We start from the raw sequence: 19812 nt of genomic DNA, 5'->3' as shown, positions 1-19812 counted from the left end.
GTGAGCGATCGCAGCGGGGAAGCTACTACCCTCAGCAATATCGGTGCGGTTTACAACGCATTAGGAGAGAAACAGAAAGCCTTGGAGTATTACGCTCTCGCGCTACCCTTACGTCGTGCGGTGAGCGATCGCGGCGGTGAAGCCACCACTCTCAACAATATTGGTTTCCTTTACTCCGATTTAGGAGAGAAACAGAAAGCCTTGGAGTATTACGCTCTCGCGCTACCCTTACGTCGTGCGGTGAGCGATCGCGGCGGTGAAGCCACCACTCTCAACAACATCGGTACGGTTTACTCCGATTTAGGAGAGAAACAGAAGGCGTTAGAGTATTTCAACCAAGCCCTACCCTTACTTCGTGCGGTGAGCGATCGCGGTGGTGAAGCGAACACCCTCCACAACATCGGTACGGTTTACTCAGATTTAGGAGAGAAACAGAAGGCGTTGGAGTATTACAATCAAGCCCTACCCTTACGTCGTGCGGTGAGCGATCGCGGCGGTGAAGCGGCTACCCTTAACAACATCGGTTTGGTTTACACCGCATTAGGAGAGAAACACAAAGCGTTGGAGTATTTCAACCAAGCGCTACACTTACGTCGTGCAGTGAGCGATCGCAGCGGGGAAGCTACTACCCTCAGCAATATCGGTGCGGTTTACTTCGATTTAGGAGAGAAACAGAAAGCCTTGGAGTATTACGCACTCGCCCTACCCTTAGACCGTGCGGTGAGCGATCGCGGCGGTGAAGCCATCACCCTCACTGGTATCGGTCGGGTTTACAACGCATTAGGAGAGAAACAGAAAGCCTTGGAGTATTATGCTCTCGCCCTACCCTTATTTCGTGCGGTGAGCGATCGCGGCGGTGAAGCCACCACTCTCAACAATATCGGTTTGGTTTACGACGATTTAGGAGAGAAACAGAAAGCCTTGGAGTATTACAACCAAGCTTTACCCTTATTTCGTGCGGTGAGCGATCGCAGAGGTGAAGCGGCTACCCTAACCAATATCGGTGCGGTTTACAACGCATTAGGAGAGAAACAGAAAGCCTTGGAGTATTACAACCAAGCTTTACCCTTATTTCGTGCGGTGAGCGATCGCGGCGGTGAAGCCACCACTCTCAACAATATCGGTTTGGTTTACGACGATTTAGGAGAGAAACAGAAAGCCTTGGAGTATTTCAACCAAGCGCTAACCTTACGTCGTGCGGTGAGCGATCGCGGCGGTGAAGCCACTACCCTCAATAATATTGGTTTTATTTACTCCGATTTAGGAGAGAAACAGAAAGCGTTGGAGTATTACAACCAAGCCTTACCCTTACATCGTGCGGTGAGCGATCGCCGTGGTGAAGCGGCTACCCTTACTAACATCGGTACGGTTTACGATGCATTAGGAGAGAAACAGGAAGCCTTGAAGTCTTTCAACCAAGCCTTACCCTTACTTCGTGCAGTGAGCGATCGCGGCGGAGAAGCCATTACCCTTACTAACATCGGTGCGGTTTACAACGATTTAGGAGAGAAACAGAAAGCGTTGGAGTATTACAACCAAGCCCTACCCTTACATCGTGCGGTGGGCGATCGCGGCGGAGAAGCCACCACTCTCAACAATATCGGTGGGGTTTACTCCGATTTAGGAGAGAAACAGAAAGCCTTGGAGTATTACAATCAAGCTTTACCCTTACTTCGTGCTGTCGAAAATAAGCAAGGCGAAGTTTACGTTCTCGGAAACCTAGCCGCCCTCCACCGCCAACAAAACCAACTCCCCCAAGCCCTCGACAACATCAACACCGCCATCGCCCTCATCGAAGACCTCCGCACCCAAATCGATAACACCGACCTCCGCACCTCCTACTTCGCCACCGTCCAAGACCGTTACAAATTTAAAACCGACCTGTTGATGCAAATGGGCAACCCCCAAGAAGCCTTCAACACCAACGAACGCGGACGCGCCCGCACCCTCCTCGAACTCCTCAACAGCGCCAACCTCAACCTCAACGAAGGCGCAGCACCCCAACTCCTCGAACAAGAACGAAACCTGCGCCAGCAACTGCAAGCGATTGAAGTCCGTCGCGCCGCCCTCCTCAATCGCAACCCCACCGCCGACGCACTCACCGCCCTCGACAACCAAAGCGATACCGTCCTCGGCGAACTCAACCAACTCCTGGCGCAAATCCGCCGCACCAACCCCGCCTACGCCGACCTCAAACAGCCCCAACCCCTCACCCTACCCCAAATCCAGCAACAAGTCCTCGACCCCGAAACCGTCCTGCTGCAATACTCCCTCGGCGAAGAACGCAGCTATCTCTGGGCTGTCAGCAGCAACACCTTCAACGTCTACGAACTCCCCGGAAGCAACGAACTTGCCAAACCGATCCAAAATTTCCTCAGCGCCGCATCTACCGGCGGTAGTGCTAGCGATACCCGACGCAAGGGCGACGAACTGGTTAAACTCATCCTCCCCGCTCCCGTTTGGGCGCAAATCGCCGGAAAACGGTTGCTGATTGCCGGTGAAGGCGAGTTAGAAACCATTCCTTTCGCCGCCCTGCCCGTTCCCAACGCGCCCGAATATACCCCCCTCCTCGCCCAAAACGAAGTCCTCACCCAGCCCTCTGCCTCCGCCATTTCCGTCCTGCGCCAACAAACCCAAAACCGCACCCCCGCCCCAAAAACCCTCGCCCTCCTCGCCGATCCCGTTTACACCGCTAACGATCCCCGCGTCACCAACCGAACAGCCCCATCCCTCCCCGCCGAACTCACCAGAACCCTTCGCAGCCTCGATCGCGGCGACATCCAACGCCTCCCCAATACCCGTCGCGAAGCCGAAGCGATCCTCGCCCTGGTTCCCGAAGCCGAACGCAACGCCGTCTTTGACTTTGCTGCCGATCGCGACTGGACGAACAGCCCCCAACTCAACCAATACCGCATCCTCCACCTCGCCACCCACGGCTTCGTCAATCCCACCAACCCCGAACTCTCCGGACTCGTTCTTTCCCTGGTGAATGCCAACGGACTCGCCCAACCCGGTTATTTGCGCCTCAACGATATTTTTAACCTCAATCTTCCAGCGGAATTAGTGGTGTTAAGTGCCTGCCAAACGGGGTTAGGAGAAAACGTCGGCGGTGAAGGATTGGTGGGGTTGACAAGAGGCTTTATGTATGCAGGCTCGAAACGATTAATCGTATCTTTGTGGAATGTGAACGATGCAGCGACGGCAGATTTAATGAGTGCGATGTATGGCAAGATATTGCGAGAAAATCTGACTCCGGCAGCGGCGTTGCGAGCGGCACAATTGGAGATGTGGAAAGCGGGGAAAAACCCCAATCTTTGGGCGGCGTTTACGGTTCGCGGCGAGTGGAAAATTAATTGATAATGGACAATGACACTAACTTAATGCTGGTGGGCGCTGCCCACCCTACGAAATTATCTGTAGAGACGTTGTATACAACGTCTCTACAGGCGATTTTTCAACTCTTATTTCAGTGCCATTCGATAATGGAAAATTGATAATTAAGTAAGAAGTAGGGTGCGTTAGGCGCGAGCTAAACTTCGGAAAAAAAAGAGATTGTTCAACGCGCTGTAACGCACTCTAATTTCACTTAAGACGGTGCGTTACGCTTCGCTAACACACCCTACTTCTTGCTACTTCTTACACATCGAAAGGAGAACGAGAATTGAGTTGAACTTGCAGATGTAGGGTGCGTTAGGTGCAAGCTAAACTTCGGAAAAAAAGAAGAGATTTTTCAGCGCCGTAACGCACCATCATTCGGAAAAAGAAGAGATTTTTCAGCGCCGTAACGCACCATCATTCGGAAAAAGAAGAGATTGTTCAGCGCGCTGTAGCGTACCCTACTTTCACTTAAGACGGTGCGTTACGCTTCGCTAACACACCCTACTTCTTACTACTTCTTACACATCAAAGGGAGAACGAGAGTTGAGTTGAACTTGCAGCAAGCGAGTTTCGATTCCGTCTGTCGATTCCACCAGAATCGGGCGATCGATCGCGCCATCGGATAAATCGAGAGGAAGATTAAACGTACCGTCGGGGTTAACTTCCAGGCGCTGCCCGTCAATCGTAACCGTTGCACCGGGCATCGTCGCCCCTTGGATGCTCGCCACGACATTCGCAATCGCCCAGAGTTCGCCGGGAGGGGGCAGTAAAACTTCTGCGTTCAACGCTTCATTGCCTGGGGCGGCAGCGGGAACGAGCGGCGAGCTTACCGAGAAGGATAATTCATCCGCGATCGCATTTCCACGAGCGGTTTCGGACAATTGCTCGGTGCGATCGCTCGGAGCAAACTGAGCTTGCGAGTTAGGAATGCGAATCGGATGCGATCGCGCCGCCAGCAACCACTCTCCATCTCCCGTCAGATAGCCCACCTCAACCAAGTAATCGCGATCGCTTTCGGGAATATCAAAATCCCAATGCTGCGTCGATTCCGTACAGTCATAATGTTGCCAACTATGGGGTTCTTGCCCTTCGGGATCTATCCCCGTAACATCGCACAACCGCAACCCCATCTGCTGTCCGCCTGCATTCCGCAACCGTTCTTTTTCCGCTTCAGGAAGTTCCCAATAAGCATAAGCCGAATGAACATCCTGCGGCACTAAGAAAATGCGCTGACTTGTCCCTTCAGCCGACTCGGAAGTGCCGCCATCCAGAACGCCAGTCGCTCCCGCACCTACCGCCGCAGTACCGCCGATCTCGCTCTCATCCGGCCACAACGGATCCGAAACATTACTCTCTGAATCTCCGGCGGGAACCTCTGTCGTTGGGTTGGAATTCTCGATATTTTCCCAATTCGCCGCCGTTCCAGCCGCCGCAGCCCCCGCCGCAGCACCGAGCGCCGCAGCCGCTCCCCCATCCTCCGCACTGAAACTGCTATCGGTTGTTGTCGGGGAATCTACCCAATTCGCATCGTCCCTCTCGCTCGCTTCCGGAGGCGGTAGCGTCGGTTCGTCCGACCAACGCGAACTGGAACCGCTATCGATTGTTGCCGGTGAATCGGCAGGCGTTACCGACTCGTCCACCCAATTCGCATCGTCGCTCTGACTCGCCTCCGGAGGCGGTAGCGTCGGTTTGTCCGCCCAACTCGAAGCGATATCGCGATCGCTCCCGCCAGTCATAACAGGCGGTGTTTCCTCCATCGGTGGCAGCGTCGGTTCGTCTCCGACGCGATTTTCCCAAGCTGCTGCACCGCCGCTCGCGTCTGTGGTTCCCCAGTTCCCGCCGGTGCTGTTTTCCGCTCCATCAACTCCAACCATTTCCGGCGTGCCTTCCCAATCGGGATCGCTAGGGAATCCCGCCGCCGTATCCGTCGGTGTTGCGGGCATTGCTGCGGCTTCGTCATCCTGAGTCGGATCGCCCATCGCTGCGCCAGCCAAACCCGCTCCACCCGCGATCGCCGCATCCAAGGGCAGATTCGAGCCGGTATCCGCAGGGACTACCTCAGTAACGCTCGGTTGAATAACCGTAGAATTGTCGATCGCAGTGTTTGGAGACTCTGACACAACGCTGTCGCTAACACCGGGCGGTGGATTTATCGTTCCTGCGGTAGTCACCGGAGCGGATGAATCTATCGTTTCTGCGGGAGTAGCGGGCGTTGGTGGATTTACCGTTTCTGTCGTTGCAGCCGGAGGAATTGCCGTCCCGCTCGGTTCCGGCGTGTTCGGCTCGCTATCCTTATCCTTGAGCCACCACAGTAACAATCCCAGAAGTCCTAACGGGGCTAACAACCATCCCCAAGGAAAGCTGCCTTGATTTTCCGCTCCAGGGGTAGCCGTTCCATCCGTCGTCTGTGCAGGGGAAGCATCGTTAGGACTAGAACCGCTCTCTGCTGGGGAAGGAGTTTGGGCCAGGAGGATTGTATTTGAGGAGGAAGTTTCGCTGTCGGTTGCAGTCGCGTTTTCAGCGGGGGTTTGCCAATCCGGAACCGAGAAGGATGAAGAGGGCGATTGTCCGAGCAACAGAATATTCAACTTAGTCGCTTCCGACGGCTTGGGAACCGTCGCCAGCATAGCCCAGACTGCCAGAGTTGCAAGGGAAACTTTGTTTTTTAGCATCGAAATTATTAACTTTAATTACGTTTACGGGTTACTATGGGCGATCGCTATTCATGAGTTGCGATTCACCATTCACCATTCATTATTCATCATTCATTATTCATTTAACTAAGGCATCCATTCTAAAACGATGCCCACGCGACTATCTTTATCGCCGATGGAATTTTGTTTTTGAATATCTGTTGAAAGGCGCAGGTTAGGAGTAAAAGCATAACCGGCAGAGAGGGTTGTAATGCCGACTTCGTTAGCGCTTCCGGGAGAAACGAATAGTTGAGAAAAGGAAATATCGGCGGCCCCGGTACGAGAGAGTGGGAGAATGACTTTTCCGCCCACGGCAACGCCATCCGTCCAGTAGGGGCCTGTGGTAATGTTGCGATAGCCAACGACGGGAGCAATGTTAACATAACTGCCCAGCGGGAGGACGTAATAGTTGAGATCGACTCCTGCGGTAGCGCGATCGCCGTTAAAGGCGCGATCGTAGTTCGCACTCACCGTAAAGCCACTGCGCCCGAGCAAAATATCTTCTACACCGACGTTAAAGCCGCCTTTGCCATCGGTGGAAGGGTAATGAGCATAGCCCAGCCGCACGCGGGTGCGAAAGGCGGGATCGTGGCGAATTTCTTCGAGAACATCGGGAACTTCTTTTCCCCAACTTTGCAAGACGGGACTATTTTCGAGGATTTCTGGGCTGACGCTGTAAGGATTATTGCTAAAGAGCGTGCCGAGCGATCGCCGAATCGCTCCCAGTTTTTGCCGCAGTTCCGGCGTGAGGGGTGCGTCTTGGCGTTCTAAGCGCGCTGCGATCGCACTTCTCAAGCTCTCACTCGCTTGACTCAGTTCTGGCGTAATCGTCAGCGATTGCTCTTGTAACGTGCTTTGGAGCAAACCTTGCAGGCGATCGCTCTCTTGGCTCAAATTAGCATCCTCTCCAGCCGATGCGGTTAACTGCGCTTGCAAGCGATTCATCGCAGCCAGCAGTTCTGTCGTTGTCTCGTTTTGTGCGATCGCCGTTTCGCCCTCCCCTTCAGCATACTGGGTTGGAAGGGCTGTACCGAAACTGGGGAACGCGATCGAGATGAGTGGAAATGAGAGCGCGGCAATTCCGAGCAATTTCGAGTCTAATAAAAACGCGAGCATACGCAAAAGTTGGGAGACAGAGCAATTGTAAAGATAAGCTTTGAGTTATGGCGATGCGTCTTAGCATAGTCTACCGGAAACTCGTACAGCGTCCTTAGTTTCTGGCTCTGGGGGCGTATATACGTCGAATATCGTTGCGAAACTTAAACCGAGCGAAAGAAAGTTGGCGATCGCAGCTTCGGGATCGCATCTGGAGCGAGTTTGAATGCGTGTCTAATCCCTTTCTCTGTCCGAACCTTTCGCTCGCCCTTTAACGGGTTCCCGTCCCGAAAGTTGAAGTCGGTGCGCCCAAATCTGGCGGTGTATAGCTTTTGCTAACATTCGTGGGTTCTAGGGAGAGCCGAGAAGGATAAGTTGTAAACTCGGTAAGGGCAAGGTGACTGGTCAATAATAACAGCCACGTTCCCCAAACCAAAGCGAGAAACTCTCTCGAACTCGCCCGTGCAGCGTTGGCGAGCGAACGTTGCGAGGATAAGCTTCGCAGACACCTTTCCCAAAGCAAAATGAAGTAGAGGACGCTTTTCATGGAAAGTGCGCGCATTAGGAAGAGTGAGGGATACATCGTAGAGAAGGGGTTTTAGAGGGCTGTTCTTATAATTGTGAAGGTTTGATAAAGCAAAAACTACGATCTCTGCCGTCCTCGCGGGTGATAAATTCGATAAGGCTTATCGATCTCAACGGCGTATTTACGCGATCCGATCCAACTTCGAGATGCGATCGAGATCGCGTAACCCTACAATTACTCTCTTCCTAAACTTACTTCTACAGGAATCCATTAAAATCAGGGATTGACATCCTCACTGGGCTAAAGCCACCTACTATAGTCCCTGTAAAGCCGTCCGAGAAGGACGGGGTTTCCCATCTAAATTTCCGATGATCTTTCAAACTCCCCGCCCCGAAATCCCCACCTGTGCTTGGAAGCGCCCTATCGGCCTTGGATGGGATAATCCCTATACCGTCCGCTACGCTAGCAATCTCGACGATGGCCCCTGGCACGGAATGCCTTTGGGCGGCTTGGGATCCGGTTGTATCGGCCGTTCTCCGCGCGGCGATTTTAACCTCTGGCACCTCGACGGCGGCGAACATACCTTCCGTTCTCTGCCCGCCTGTCAATTTAGTATTTTCGAGCAACCGGAGGGCGGGACGGCGCAAGCTTATGCCCTTTGTACGGATGCGCCGGAAGATGGGAGTTTGTCGCGCTGGCGCTGGTATCCCCAAGATGGCGGTACTTATCACGCCCTCTATCCCCGCAGTTGGTTCGAGTATGCGGGCGTTTTTGAATCGGAAATTATCTGCGAGCAGTTTTCGCCGATTTGGGCGCATTCTTACCAAGAATCGAGCTATCCCGTCGCGGTATTCGATTGGACGATTCATAACTCCAGCGATCGCGCCATTACCCTCAGCATTCTCTTCACTTGGCAAAATAGCGTCGGCTGGTTTACCAATGCGGTTCAGTCTCCCGTCATTCAGATGCGGGATGACGGCAGCCCCATCTATGACTATCAGCCGCGCTGGGGCGACAGTACCGGCAATTACAATCAATGGATTGCCGATTTTCATCGCGTCGGCTGTTTGTTCAACCGCCTGCGTCTCTACGATGAGTTACAGGAAGGGGAAGGACAAATGGCGATCGCAACCATTGCTAACCCTAGTTTGGAAAATTTCTATCTCGGACGTTGGAACCCCAGCGGCGATGGGAGCGAAGTTTGGGATTCTTTCGCCGCTAACGGTTCTCTCCCCGATCTCGAAGACGAAACCCCCGCTTCCCCCGGCGAACAAATTGCCGCAGCAATGGCCGTGCGCTTTACCGTGCGTCCGGGAAAAACGCGCAAAATTCCCTTTATTTTGGCGTGGGACTTCCCGATTACGGAATTTGCGCAAGGTACGCGCTACTATCGCCGCCATACCGACTTTTTCGCCCGTACCGGCAATAATGCTTGGACGGTGGTTCGCACTGCCCTCAAACATAGCGATGTCTGGCGGGATAAAATTCAAGCTTGGCAAGCGCCGGTTTTGGGGCGGGAAGATTGGCCGGATTGGTTGAAAATGGCCCTGTTTAACGAGTTATATTTACTCGCAGATGGGGGAACCCTCTGGACGGCGGCGACGGAGACGGATCCGGTGGGACAGTTTGCCGTCTTGGAATGTTTGGATTATCGTTGGTACGAAAGTTTGGATGTACGCTTGTACGGATCGTTTGGCTTGCTGTATCATTTTCCGCGCTTGGAAAAGGCAGCAATGGAAGCCTTTGCCCGCGCCATCCCCCAGCAGGATGCGACCTTACGCCTGATCGGTTACGATCGCACCACCGCCCCCCGCAAGCTTGCTGGGGCTACCCCTCACGACTTGGGCGCGCCGAACGAACATCCCTGGGAGAAAACGAATTACACCGCTTACCAAGATTGCAATCAGTGGAAGGATTTACCCTGCGATTTTGTGTTGCAAGTGTATCGGGATTATTTGTTAACGGGGGCAACGGATACGGAGTTTTTGTGGGAATGTTGGGGCGCGATCGCACAAACTTTAGTCTATTTGAAGGAATTCGATAAAGACGGCGATGGCATCCCGGAAAATTCCGGCGCGCCCGATCAAACCTTCGATGATTGGCGCTTGCAGGGGATTAGCGCCTACTGCGGCGGCTTGTGGATTGCTGCCCTCGAGGCGGCTTGCGCGATCGCACAAATCTTACTGCAATATCCACCTGCTAATCCCAACTTGCAACCCACCGACTACCCCCAAGGGATTGAAAGCGCGATCGCCACTTATCGCGACTGGTTGCAACAAGCGCGATCGCTTTACCATCCCGCACTCTGGAACGGCGAATACTACCGCCTCGACAGTCAAAGCGGTTCCGAAGTCGTCATGGCCGATCAACTTTGCGGGCAATACTACGCCCAACTCCTCGATTTACCCGCCGTCGTCGAGCGCAACTATGCCGAAATTGCCCTTGACAAAATCTATGACTCGTGCTTTTTGAAATTCAACGAAGGAAAATTTGGTGCAGCGAATGGCGTAAAACCCGACGGTACGCCCGAAAACCCCAACTCCACCCATCCCCTCGAAGTTTGGACGGGAATTAACTTCGGACTCGCCGCCTTCCTAGTACAAATGGGACGCAAAGACGAAGCCTTCCGCCTTGCTGAAACCGTCGTCCGCCAAATCTACGACAACGGTTTGCAGTTTCGTACCCCCGAAGCCATTACCGCCGCCGGAACCTTCCGCGCCAGTCACTACCTGCGCGCAATGGCGATTTGGGCGATTTATGGAGAGCTAAAATGAATGACACTTCCGTAAGCAAACTCCTTTATTTATGGATACGGAAACTACCTTTGCTGAATAGTGCTGTATCAGAGACTCAAAGCACCGATCTCCGCCCCTCTAGATTCTGTCGAAGCACACTCGCAAGGGGAATACCAGTTTCCACGAGTCGATACACAAGATTAGAATACAGTTCTAGGAGTACCTTATCATTACGAATCTGTCGCTCGAAGCTGTTCCAAATACGGTTTAATAATTCTGCTGTTCGTCTTCCATTCCCACGCTGTTCATAACCTTTGGAATGAACAGCATTACTCGCACATCGATTCAACCATTCGAGTGTTGATTCTGGTGCAAACTGCCAGCCAATACCATTGAGCATTGTAAGAAGATGACTATAGGCGTAAGGATTATGACCAGCTACGCTAACCCACTTGTCAAAAATATCAATAAAAAGGTGGGCGTGCTGCCAGTCATCCTTAATGCGAGAACTACCATGCTGGGTAAAGACGATCAGTTGTAAAACTTCCCCAATATCACGATCGAGGTAGTCATAACTGGCTTCTTTCGCAATTTCTGGACTATCCAGTACCCAGTTGCAAATTTCCTTCCAAATTTCTAAAGTTTGTGCGGTTGGTCCTTCGACGTAAGCGATTTGATGACTGATATATCCATTCAGAAGATCTGCCGTCAGTTCTGGAACCTGAGACCAATTGTCTCGTAGTGGTCTCAGAATGTGGTGACGAGTCTCTTCAACACTGAGCGATTTTGCCAAATAGGCTGCCCAGTTAAAGATAAAAGGATTCCACATATAGGGCTTATGAGGCTCTGAATAGGGCTTCCCGTCCACTGGCAAGTTGTCAGCAATTGTTCGAGCTACTAAATCATCACAAAGCTGGAGCAATTTGTTTTTCGTGGCTGAGTCTCGACACAGTTCTGTAAGTGGCAAAGCATAAAGCCCATACTCAGCATTCCCGTGAATAAAAACAATGCTTCTTGCTGTGGGGATTCCAGGAAGCTCAGAAATTTCGTCTTTTGCTATATAGTCAAAGTGACTCTGAATAACATTGTCCTCCCAAGTTTCTAGCTCCTTATGGCTAGTTTCATAGTAAAGTTTTCCGGGAATTACAGATAGAGAGAGACAAAGGCTCAAGGCATTCCAGCACAATACTGGATCGACATTCCAAGCATTTTGTAGACCACTGAAGACTGCTTTTACCACTTCTCCAGCACGGGAAAAGCGTCTAAGTGACTCACTTATTAACTGGAGAATCTGCTGCCGTACTTCAATATCTACTACACCATGAGTAGCCAGTAAAGCTAAACCTCGCCCAGCATAAACTTTCGCGCTAAACGGTGACATAGCATACATGGATGTTTCAGCCATACGAGCAGCCGCAAGTAGAATAGCACGGCTCCATTCCAAATGATTCTGTGTTCTAGTCCACTCAAAATCTGCAATCAGAATAGCTGCGGCAACACCAGCTATTGCTTGAAGACGAGTAACACCATGAATATCTTCTCGATCCGATTGAATAAAGTCTTCAGATGTTTGTAATTCTTTAGCTACTGCAACAGCTTCTTCTAAAGTCATCCGCTCTTGTTGCCTACCATCTTTAATTGTTTGTTTTGCCCATAGAGATACCCCAAGCCAACGTTGCCATTCAAAGTTAGGGGCAAAAAGCTCATCATTGCGTTTTCTAATTTCTTCAGGACGCTCCACCCAAATGTGCCAATGCTCACCCACTTGCTGTTGTCTATAATTTTCTATCCTCCCAAAAACTTGATAGTTCTCCATCTTTTCTCGGAGAGCAGCTACAGCGTTTGGATCTGATTTTTCTTCTTGATAACGAAAGGGAAGGTTTTCTGTGAATTTCTCAACTGCCTGCTCGAATGGAACTCTTAAAGAGCGATCTTTCGACAAAATATAGTGCATAGCTAAACCTCTAATCTCCTGCGAACGCTGCGGTCTTTTATTTCGCCTTTCCAGAACCTCGTAATATAACTTCTTGCTCTCATCCCATTCCCATTCCTTAAGCCCATCCCATGAATTGCTGCTTTCATGAACTAGACGACTTATGTCCATTTCCCAAATATCGGGAGAACTAGCGATTGGCAACGCTACTTTTAGACACTTTTCAGGATAAGCAAGTGCCATACTTAAGCAAATACCTAGCACAGCAACAGAATTGCTCCCACGCAACACTTTCTCAACAAGGGATTCAACATCTCTACCTGCTTCAATCTGTCTCTCCATCCACTCTTCTAATGCCATCAAGGCAGAAATCACTGGATATGAACCAACAGTTGTTCCTCGAAACCAGCAATAAACTTCTGTATCCCCCCAGAATTCACGAATACCAGAAGGTAAGTTAATAGTTACTGGTAGAGGAGTCAATGCAGGTTGATCGAATTCTTTTCGCTGTTTATACTCACGCCATTTTTCAGATGCAGCATTGGCAAGAGCATGAACTAGCCGCAGTCCTTCATCCTCATTATTAAGTAAGAGATATAAGAAAGGCCCTTGAACAGGAGCAGGTGGAAAAAAATCAAAAATCTCCTCTATACCAAAATTCCTATCTTCTAGTGAGGGAGTTATTTGTCTAGAAATACTGGTGTGACTTTCTGGATTGATTGGCTTTTCGATAAGCACAGTGATGACAAAATCAACAAATTCTTTTGGAATTGAATCGACAAGAGGCTTGAAGTCTTGAATTTTAGAAACTACATCCTTTTTCGTATCGTAATTCCTAGACTTAGCGAGTTCACTAAGGTAAGTTCCAACTTTCTCTGGCAGAACATCTGCTGAGTGTAGGACAATTCTGTGTAAACGGGTTTCGTATTCGTTATATCTCGGCATTACCAACCTCTCCTTCCGCTTCATTAAGCCATGCGATCGCTATTTCACCAATTTCCTTTCGATAAATTGAGTCTGTTGGAGATTTGACTTGCCAAATCTCCATGAGCTTAACAACTTCTGGGCGAACGGTGGTGGGTAAATCATTGAGGTGTTTTAGCAACCAACCCATGAAAGGTTGCCATACTGACCATCTTGGAATTGGATCGCTCATTAAAAGTGGCATCAAGCGATCGCTTGACCGTAATTCTTCTTCTGTAAATAAAGACATTAGTGAAAAGTTTGGCATCACTTCCAATGTTCGGATTGCAACCATTAACTCGATAAGTCGCCGTGCATTATCAGCTATGAGTGGCGATTCAGCTTTATCAAGCAATTCGCTGGAACGTGGAGATACTAGAGGTGCAGTCAGTAATGCTTGCCGCCATCTAGGAGAAAGTTCCGAAGCTTGTTCAACTTGTTCAATCAAGTTTATCCAAGATTCAGCCGTGGCATGGTTTTCCAGGAGAGCGACTCCCACTAACTGAACAGATCTCAATAAACCGAAAGGTTCACCCAACTCTTTTAGGTAAGCAGGCAGTTCCTCTCGATATTCATTTAGTACGCGAAGCATCACCCAGTCCTCAAGTAAGTCATGACCAAAGCGAAACAATCGCCGATCAGGGTCTTTAATAATAATCCGATCTAGTTTCAGAGAAATAACTGCTTCTGAATCAGCATTTTTAATGCGGAGCCGAGTTCGGGGAGATTTAACAGCCTGTTCACCTAGATTTATAAGTATTTGCTCTCTGGCTTCACCAACAATAAGATTTTGACCAATGATGACTCTTTCCCACCACACATTGCTTACTTCAATCTCCGTAGCAACAGGTGGTAAGTCTTCTGGATTTGGAAGCATACGTGGATCTTCTAGAAGTCTCAACATTAATGGATTCTTAAGAATCGGTGAAAGCTGACTCAGAGATAACAGTGGTTTAAGTCGAGGACTGTGTTCGACAATACTTTGGAGTTCCTCTACGGTTAATTCCGGTACTTGCAACCTTATTGGTTTTCCTAGTGCTTGCCAGTTCAACCATAGGTAGACATCTTGAAGATCTTCTTCCCGTGCTGAGAATACAACTGTCCAATGCCGAGAACCATCTTCGCTGAGTGGAACCTCTGCTAACGTGCGAAGTAAATCATTCACAACAGCACGTTTACCTATGTCAACAATCCGATCGATCCCATCAATGAAAATAGTTGGTCTAGAACTTCCACTTAATGCTACGAGAAGTTTATTTAGTGGCTGTTTGAGTTGTAGAGTGCTTGCATAACTGCTCCAACCTGTCCCGGTGATACGCTCTCCTGAAATAACTAAAACTTGACCTTCTCCTCGTTGATACTCAACAAGAGTCTTCAATACGGCTGACTTACCAACTCCAGATGAGCCAACTATCTCAATTAGTGATGCTTCTGAAAGCTTTTCTAGAGCATCAACGATTAGAGCGGTTCGACTAAGAGTTAAACCTCCAATATCAACTCGGATATCCCTTAGCGCAAAATCTGATTCTTCTCCTATCTTCTCAAGATCAGAACGACAATTGATGGGTGAGAGCAAGGCAAACTTAGCCTGCAATTTGTCTCTCAAAATATCTGCATTAAAGCTACCAGCAGTTCTATTTGCCTGAGCAGCCACATCAACAAGTTCAGTGAAAAGTTGCGGTGCTTCAGTTTTTTTATCAGTATTTAGCAGATGATTCACCATCTCAACAGTATAGCTATAGTCACGCGAACCATCTCGCTGAAAATCAAAATGCAAAATAACCATCGAGCGCAGGAAGTCCCATAACTCATCATCGGTTACATTACTCCCTAAGTAAGTATCTAACTTGCCACGAATCAATTGGATAAAGCTACGCTGAGTTTTATTTGCCAAATTTTGTTGATTAATTCTTTTGAGGAAGTCGTTTGAATCTGTACTGGTACGCGCCCAAGTAAGAACGCTTTGATAGTATTCATCAATATTTTTTGAATAAAGCCCGATTCCAATCCCAAAGCGGTCAATACCAATATGAAATTCCGAAGACTTGAAAGTTTCCCAACAAGCTTGGATTACTTCATCAAAAGTTTCGTCTTTTTCACCGAAAGTTAAATCTCGTTTAATTTGGAGAGCAAGCTTAGCCTCACCCACTTGAAGCTCCGAAACAATAATAAGGTCATCTAGTGGCTCTCCCTCATAGAGACGCTGAAAACGGACTTCTCGTGTTACTCCTGCCTCTTGACCGCGAGGAACTGCTTGCAATAGCAATGCTGCTAGGTAGTAAGCACCAACTCGGTTTTCGTAATCAGATCCAGCACCTCCGGTTGAGATAGGGCTTGCAACTTTTTTCATACTGATATTCAAGAGCGCTAATTTAGTATTGCCTATTTCCAATTTGCCCTAAAGTCGGCATTCTCCATCTTTATTATAGTAAAATTGATAGCGGCAGATTATGCTACTGATAATTTGGTGGCAAGATGTAGATATTGGTCATATTTTTGCATAGTTTGTATGAAGTAAAGAAGCAACATATTTTTCCAACTGGGTCGAAATCTTGAGCGAACGGTTGCCAGCAAGTTTGCTGAAGTAATTCAATAAAATTGTCATCCTACACTATCCGTTCGCCTCTTCCATGAACTTTTGTAATAATCCGTAGGCTTTTACGAAATCGTGGGCGTTGTGCGTGAAGACTTAACAGCCCCTACTCGGCAGAAGTCAAGATGAAACCCTTCCTCGAACTCGCCTACTTCGCCAGCTTCTGGCTCTGGAATCTAACTTTTCTATCCGTCGTTTATGTAGGGATTCTTCCCTTCATCTTCATTCCCCTCGTCCAAGCCGTCTTTTCCGGCGAAATCCAATCCGAATTTTTAATCTCCGCTCTCGGTATTATTCTTACACCGACCATTTGCACCCTGATTGGCGCAATAAAATTTCGCCGTCAGCCCCTCGAACTCCTGCGCCTCTTCTACGGCGTAGAAGCGCCCCTCTTCCTCCTGTTCCTCGTCCGCTCCTTCGTCCTGCGGGAACTCACCCCCGCCAGCCACCTCGTTTTAGGCACTGTCTTAGTCTGCGTCGCTGCCTTCGCTGTCGAACTACTCGTCGGCTACCTCGGCGTTTTTCCTAAGAATCGCGAGATTGTTTATTTTCCAGCCTGGGAACCCACCTCCGTTACCGGACGAAAAGCCCAACGCTTTCTACCTTGGGTGCAAGTCGCCCTGCACGTCCTCATGCTGGTTGTCGGGTTGTATGTCGGTGCAGTCCTGCTATTTTATGCGCTACCCGTTGCCGCTTGGTTTCTGAAAGCGTTCTTCTCGTTCCAATGGCTAAGCGGGTTTTGGTGGCAACTGACGCACTATTTTTTCTCAGCATTATGGTTCATTCCGACCTTTGCCATTTTCTTTGCGATTTCGATAACCCTCTTTGTTGGAATGCCTTCAATGCTGGCGGGTTTGTACGTCCATTCCGGGCAGCGAATCTTACGAGCGTTTGGGGCGCAATATGGAAGAATGCGCGCCCTCCAAATGCTTTTAGGCGTACTGACGGCTTGGACTGCGCTCTACATTGCCTTCCAAAACCAGCCGCAGACGCAAGTTTTTAAGCTGCTGGAACCGCCGCCGCAAACCGACGCGCAACGGCAAACCTTACTAACAAAATCGGAAGATATTCGTAGCGGACTGTTGAATGCTTACCTTTCTCCTTACCGTTACCTCGGCACTTGGAAAGAAAGCAACCAAATTCGGGTCATGTATCGCAGTATCTTCGGTTTTCCCGAACCGATGGTGCAAGGCATACAAAATGCCTACAATACTCTGGCATCGCCCTTTTTATACCAAGGCGATCGCGCCGACGATAAAAAAGCCAGCCAACTCTACGAACAATTTTTCGATACCCCCATCCAAAAAGGCGAACGCAAATCCATTCTCCGCGCGCTCAAATCTACCGTCATCCTCGACGATGCTAAAGCGGGGGTTTTAAATATCGGTCAGCAGAAAGTTTGGCTGGCCAAACAAGCCGTTAGCGTCAAAGAACGAGGCGATTATGCTGAAGTCGAACTTCACGAAGTCTATAACAACCAAACGTTTGATGTCGAAGAAATTTTCTATTCGTTTTCGCTGCCAGAAAGTGCGGTTTTAACGGGCGTTTGGTTGGGCGATAGCGCTGATTTAAGCAAGCGCTTTCCCTTCCAAGTTTCGCCGCGCGGTGCAGCCCAAAAGGTTTATAACTCCCAAGTTAACCGCCCGCGCCCGGTAGACCCCGCCCTCTTGGAACAAGTCGGGCCGCGCCAATATCGCCTGCGTGCCTTCCCCGTTCCGGCAAAACTCGCCGCTTGGGAACGAGACCGAATGCGGCGGGGAGAAGCGGTGACGCGCCCGACGGAAATGCACCTCTGGATGACTTATCAAGTGATGCGCGACGAAAAGGGTTGGGCGCTGCCGGATTTGGCAGAACAGCGCAATATTTTCTGGACGGATCGCACCGAACGCCTGCGGAATGGCAAGGCAGTGAGGGGATTCGATAAGGATTGGTTGGAAGCCTTTCTACCGGCTGCTGGTTCAGCGCCGAAACAGGTGCAGCAGGTAACGTTAAATGGCTATCGCGTCGCGGCGAAAGGTTTGAATGAATCGGAGCGCGTTACACCGGAGAATAAACGCTTGGCTATCGTTCTCGATACGTCGTACAGTATGAGCCGTCAAGGGGCAGCCTTACAAAAAACGTTGGATTGGTTGAAGCAACAAGGTTTCGCCGATAATAATCCAACCAATAACGATGCCGATTTATACCTTACGACGGCGACGGGCGGACAACCGCAACGTCTCGACCATTTGCAGTCATTCGAGCCGCGCAAGCTAACGTTTTACGGGACGTTGCCGTTAAAAGAAATGCTGCGGCAGTTTGCGAGTTTGCAAGGAAGTACGACTTACGACGGCATTTTCTTGATTACCGATGAGGGCAGTTACGAACTTTCCAAAGATAAGGGGGAAGTGCCGGTTCCGACTGCGCCCCTCTGGGTGGTGCATTTAGATAACCTCGCACCTGCTTACGATGATGGGATGCTGAAGGCGATTCAGGATAGCAACGGCGGGGCGGCAACGGATTTAGCAGCCGTTTTGGAACGCCTTGCGATCGCGGAGAAGCTGCAAAAGTCTGCGATCGCGAAGTTGCCAATTTTTGTTGCCGATGGTTATGTTTGGCAGGTAGAAAAGTTGGCAAGCGGTGGAGACAGTACACAAGACAAACAAAATGTCAAGGTGAAGCCCGTTTCTTTTGAGATTTCGCAAACGCCTGCTGGGGAAGATTTTGCACCGCTGGCGGCGCGGGTGTTGGTGCGGGCGCTGAGTCGGGAGACGGATGGAAAACAGGTGAAGGCGTTGGATGCGATTCACGCGATCGCGAAAACCCAGGGCATCGTTACGCCTTACTCGTCCATGATTGTCCTGGTTAACGACGAACAGCGCAAGTTACTTGCCGAAGCGGAAGCCTCGAGCGATCGCTTCGAGCGTAAAGTAGAAGATGGTAAGGAACAGTTGAATAAGCCCAATAATCCGCTCAATGCCGCATCCGTACCAGAACCGGGCGCTATAGTCGGGTTAAGCGCGATAGCGCTGCTGTTAGTGGCGACGTACAAGCGAAATCCCTCGCACAAGCGCTAATCGAGCAACTTATTAATATCTTTATTGGCCCCCAAAACCACCATTGCCATCCCTTTATCGAGGCGTTGGTTGGGAAGGGGGTTAATTTGGAAATGCTTATCTTCGCTACCGATCGCTAATAACGTTAAACCATAACGGCTGCGAAGTTGCAATTCCGCGATCGTATTTCCGTGAAACTCCTCCGGAACTAACACTTCGACAATACTATGTTCGGGGTCTAAGTCAAAATTATCCAGCACTGAAGGTCGGGTAAGCGCTCGCGCTAAATTGCACCCCGCCTCGGCTTCCGGGTAAACTACGCGGTCGGCTCCAACCCTTTCCAGTAATTTTCCGTGAATTTCCGTAGATGCTTTCGCAACAACGTGAGGAACTCCCGCTTCTTTCAAATTCAACGTCGTAATAATACTTTGTTGCAAGTAATTTCCGATCGCGACAATGACCGTATCGAACTCAAAAATCCCTGCTTCCTTCAACGCCAGCGGTTCGGTCGAGTCCAATTGGATAGCGTGGGCAGCCATCCGCTGGCTCAAAACTTGAGCGACCAGCTTTTCATCAATATCCGTCCCCAATACATCGTAGCCCATGCGATGTAACTCAGAAGAGACGGCTCTCCCAAAACGTCCCAAACCAATTACAGCAAACTGGTGACTGGTATTACCCAGGTTGCCTAAAAAATTTAGCGATCGCCGCAAACTCACATTTTTTCTCTCAACTCAGAGTATCTTCATCATACAGTAAACTACCCGACGCTCATGCTGACGCATAGAGCGCGGGCTTTCTGTAGCCCTCCACTGAAATTATGCGTTATTTTCCTGGCTCCTAGGGCTTCGAGGAATTCCC

At 49.9% G+C, this 19812-nt stretch carries 9 protein-coding genes; 3 read left to right on the top strand and 6 right to left on the bottom strand.

Going from position 1 to position 19812, the window contains the following annotated elements; translation table 11 throughout:
• On the top strand, positions 1 to 3357 hold a 3357-nt coding region (locus H6G50_RS22765; RefSeq protein WP_190721674.1), incomplete at its 5' end, for a tetratricopeptide repeat protein.
• 539 nt (positions 3358 to 3896) lie between these two features.
• Here H6G50_RS22765 and H6G50_RS22760 read toward each other — a convergent pair.
• The 3 genes from H6G50_RS22760 to H6G50_RS22750 form a co-directional block, all read right to left on the bottom strand.
• Positions 3897 to 6050 carry a DUF4912 domain-containing protein gene (locus H6G50_RS22760; protein ID WP_190721673.1) on the bottom strand — a complete coding sequence of 718 codons (2154 nt, stop codon included), beginning with the start codon at positions 6048 to 6050 and terminating at the stop codon, positions 3897 to 3899.
• A gap of 108 nt (positions 6051 to 6158) precedes the next feature.
• Positions 6159 to 7187, bottom strand: coding sequence for a hypothetical protein (locus tag H6G50_RS23945; RefSeq protein WP_199303381.1), 1029 nt, complete (start codon positions 7185 to 7187; stop codon positions 6159 to 6161).
• 250 nt (positions 7188 to 7437) lie between these two features.
• Positions 7438 to 7728, bottom strand: a complete 291-nt coding sequence (locus tag H6G50_RS22750) for a hypothetical protein (RefSeq protein WP_190721671.1) — start codon at positions 7726 to 7728, stop codon at positions 7438 to 7440.
• Between the two features lie 332 nt (positions 7729 to 8060).
• Between H6G50_RS22750 and H6G50_RS22745 the strand changes: the two genes are divergently transcribed.
• Positions 8061 to 10466: a GH116 family glycosyl hydrolase gene (locus tag H6G50_RS22745; RefSeq protein ID WP_190721669.1), complete on the top strand. Its 2406-nt coding sequence runs from the start codon at positions 8061 to 8063 to the stop codon at positions 10464 to 10466.
• Between the two features lie 76 nt (positions 10467 to 10542).
• On the opposite strand, the gene H6G50_RS22740 is transcribed toward H6G50_RS22745, so the two are convergent.
• A complete protein-coding gene (locus tag H6G50_RS22740; RefSeq protein ID WP_190721667.1) occupies positions 10543 to 13305 on the bottom strand; it encodes a hypothetical protein in 2763 nt (920 codons plus the stop codon).
• Complete coding sequence (locus H6G50_RS22735) at positions 13292 to 15673, bottom strand: ATP-binding protein (RefSeq protein WP_190721665.1); 2382 nt, start codon at positions 15671 to 15673, stop codon at positions 13292 to 13294. The genes H6G50_RS22740 and H6G50_RS22735 overlap by 14 nt, the downstream gene beginning before the upstream one ends.
• Before the next feature lie 368 nt (positions 15674 to 16041).
• On the opposite strand from H6G50_RS22735, the gene H6G50_RS22730 reads away from it, so the two are divergent.
• Positions 16042 to 18972 (top strand): TIGR02921 family PEP-CTERM protein, encoded by a 2931-nt coding sequence (locus H6G50_RS22730; protein WP_190721663.1) that lies wholly within the window; start codon positions 16042 to 16044, stop codon positions 18970 to 18972.
• Here the strand turns inward: H6G50_RS22730 and H6G50_RS22725 are convergent.
• Positions 18969 to 19670: an NAD-binding protein gene (locus H6G50_RS22725; RefSeq protein WP_190721661.1), complete on the bottom strand. Its 702-nt coding sequence runs from the start codon at positions 19668 to 19670 to the stop codon at positions 18969 to 18971. The genes H6G50_RS22730 and H6G50_RS22725 overlap by 4 nt on opposite strands.
• Positions 19671 to 19812 lie beyond the last annotated feature (142 nt).

Source organism: Oscillatoria sp. FACHB-1406, assembly GCF_014698145.1.
Classification (GTDB): domain Bacteria; phylum Cyanobacteriota; class Cyanobacteriia; order Cyanobacteriales; family Spirulinaceae; genus FACHB-1406.
The sequence above is the reverse complement of the archived record's forward strand: the minus strand, read 5'-3'. Positions and strand labels throughout refer to the sequence as shown.

Bases quoted from the DNA above. Each gene is read 5' to 3' on its own strand.
- H6G50_RS22735 (WP_190721665.1), bottom strand. From the start codon at position 15,673: ATGAAAAAAGTTGCAAGCCCTATCTCAACCGGAGGTGCTGGATCTGAT.
- H6G50_RS22760 (WP_190721673.1), bottom strand. From the start codon at position 6,050: ATGCTAAAAAACAAAGTTTCCCTTGCAACTCTGGCAGTCTGGGCTATG.
- H6G50_RS23945 (WP_199303381.1), bottom strand. From the start codon at position 7,187: ATGCTCGCGTTTTTATTAGACTCGAAATTGCTCGGAATTGCCGCGCTC.
- H6G50_RS22740 (WP_190721667.1), bottom strand. From the start codon at position 13,305: ATGCCGAGATATAACGAATACGAAACCCGTTTACACAGAATTGTCCTA.
- H6G50_RS22750 (WP_190721671.1), bottom strand. From the start codon at position 7,728: ATGCGCGCACTTTCCATGAAAAGCGTCCTCTACTTCATTTTGCTTTGG.
- H6G50_RS22745 (WP_190721669.1), top strand. From the start codon at position 8,061: ATGATCTTTCAAACTCCCCGCCCCGAAATCCCCACCTGTGCTTGGAAG.
- H6G50_RS22730 (WP_190721663.1), top strand. From the start codon at position 16,042: ATGAAACCCTTCCTCGAACTCGCCTACTTCGCCAGCTTCTGGCTCTGG.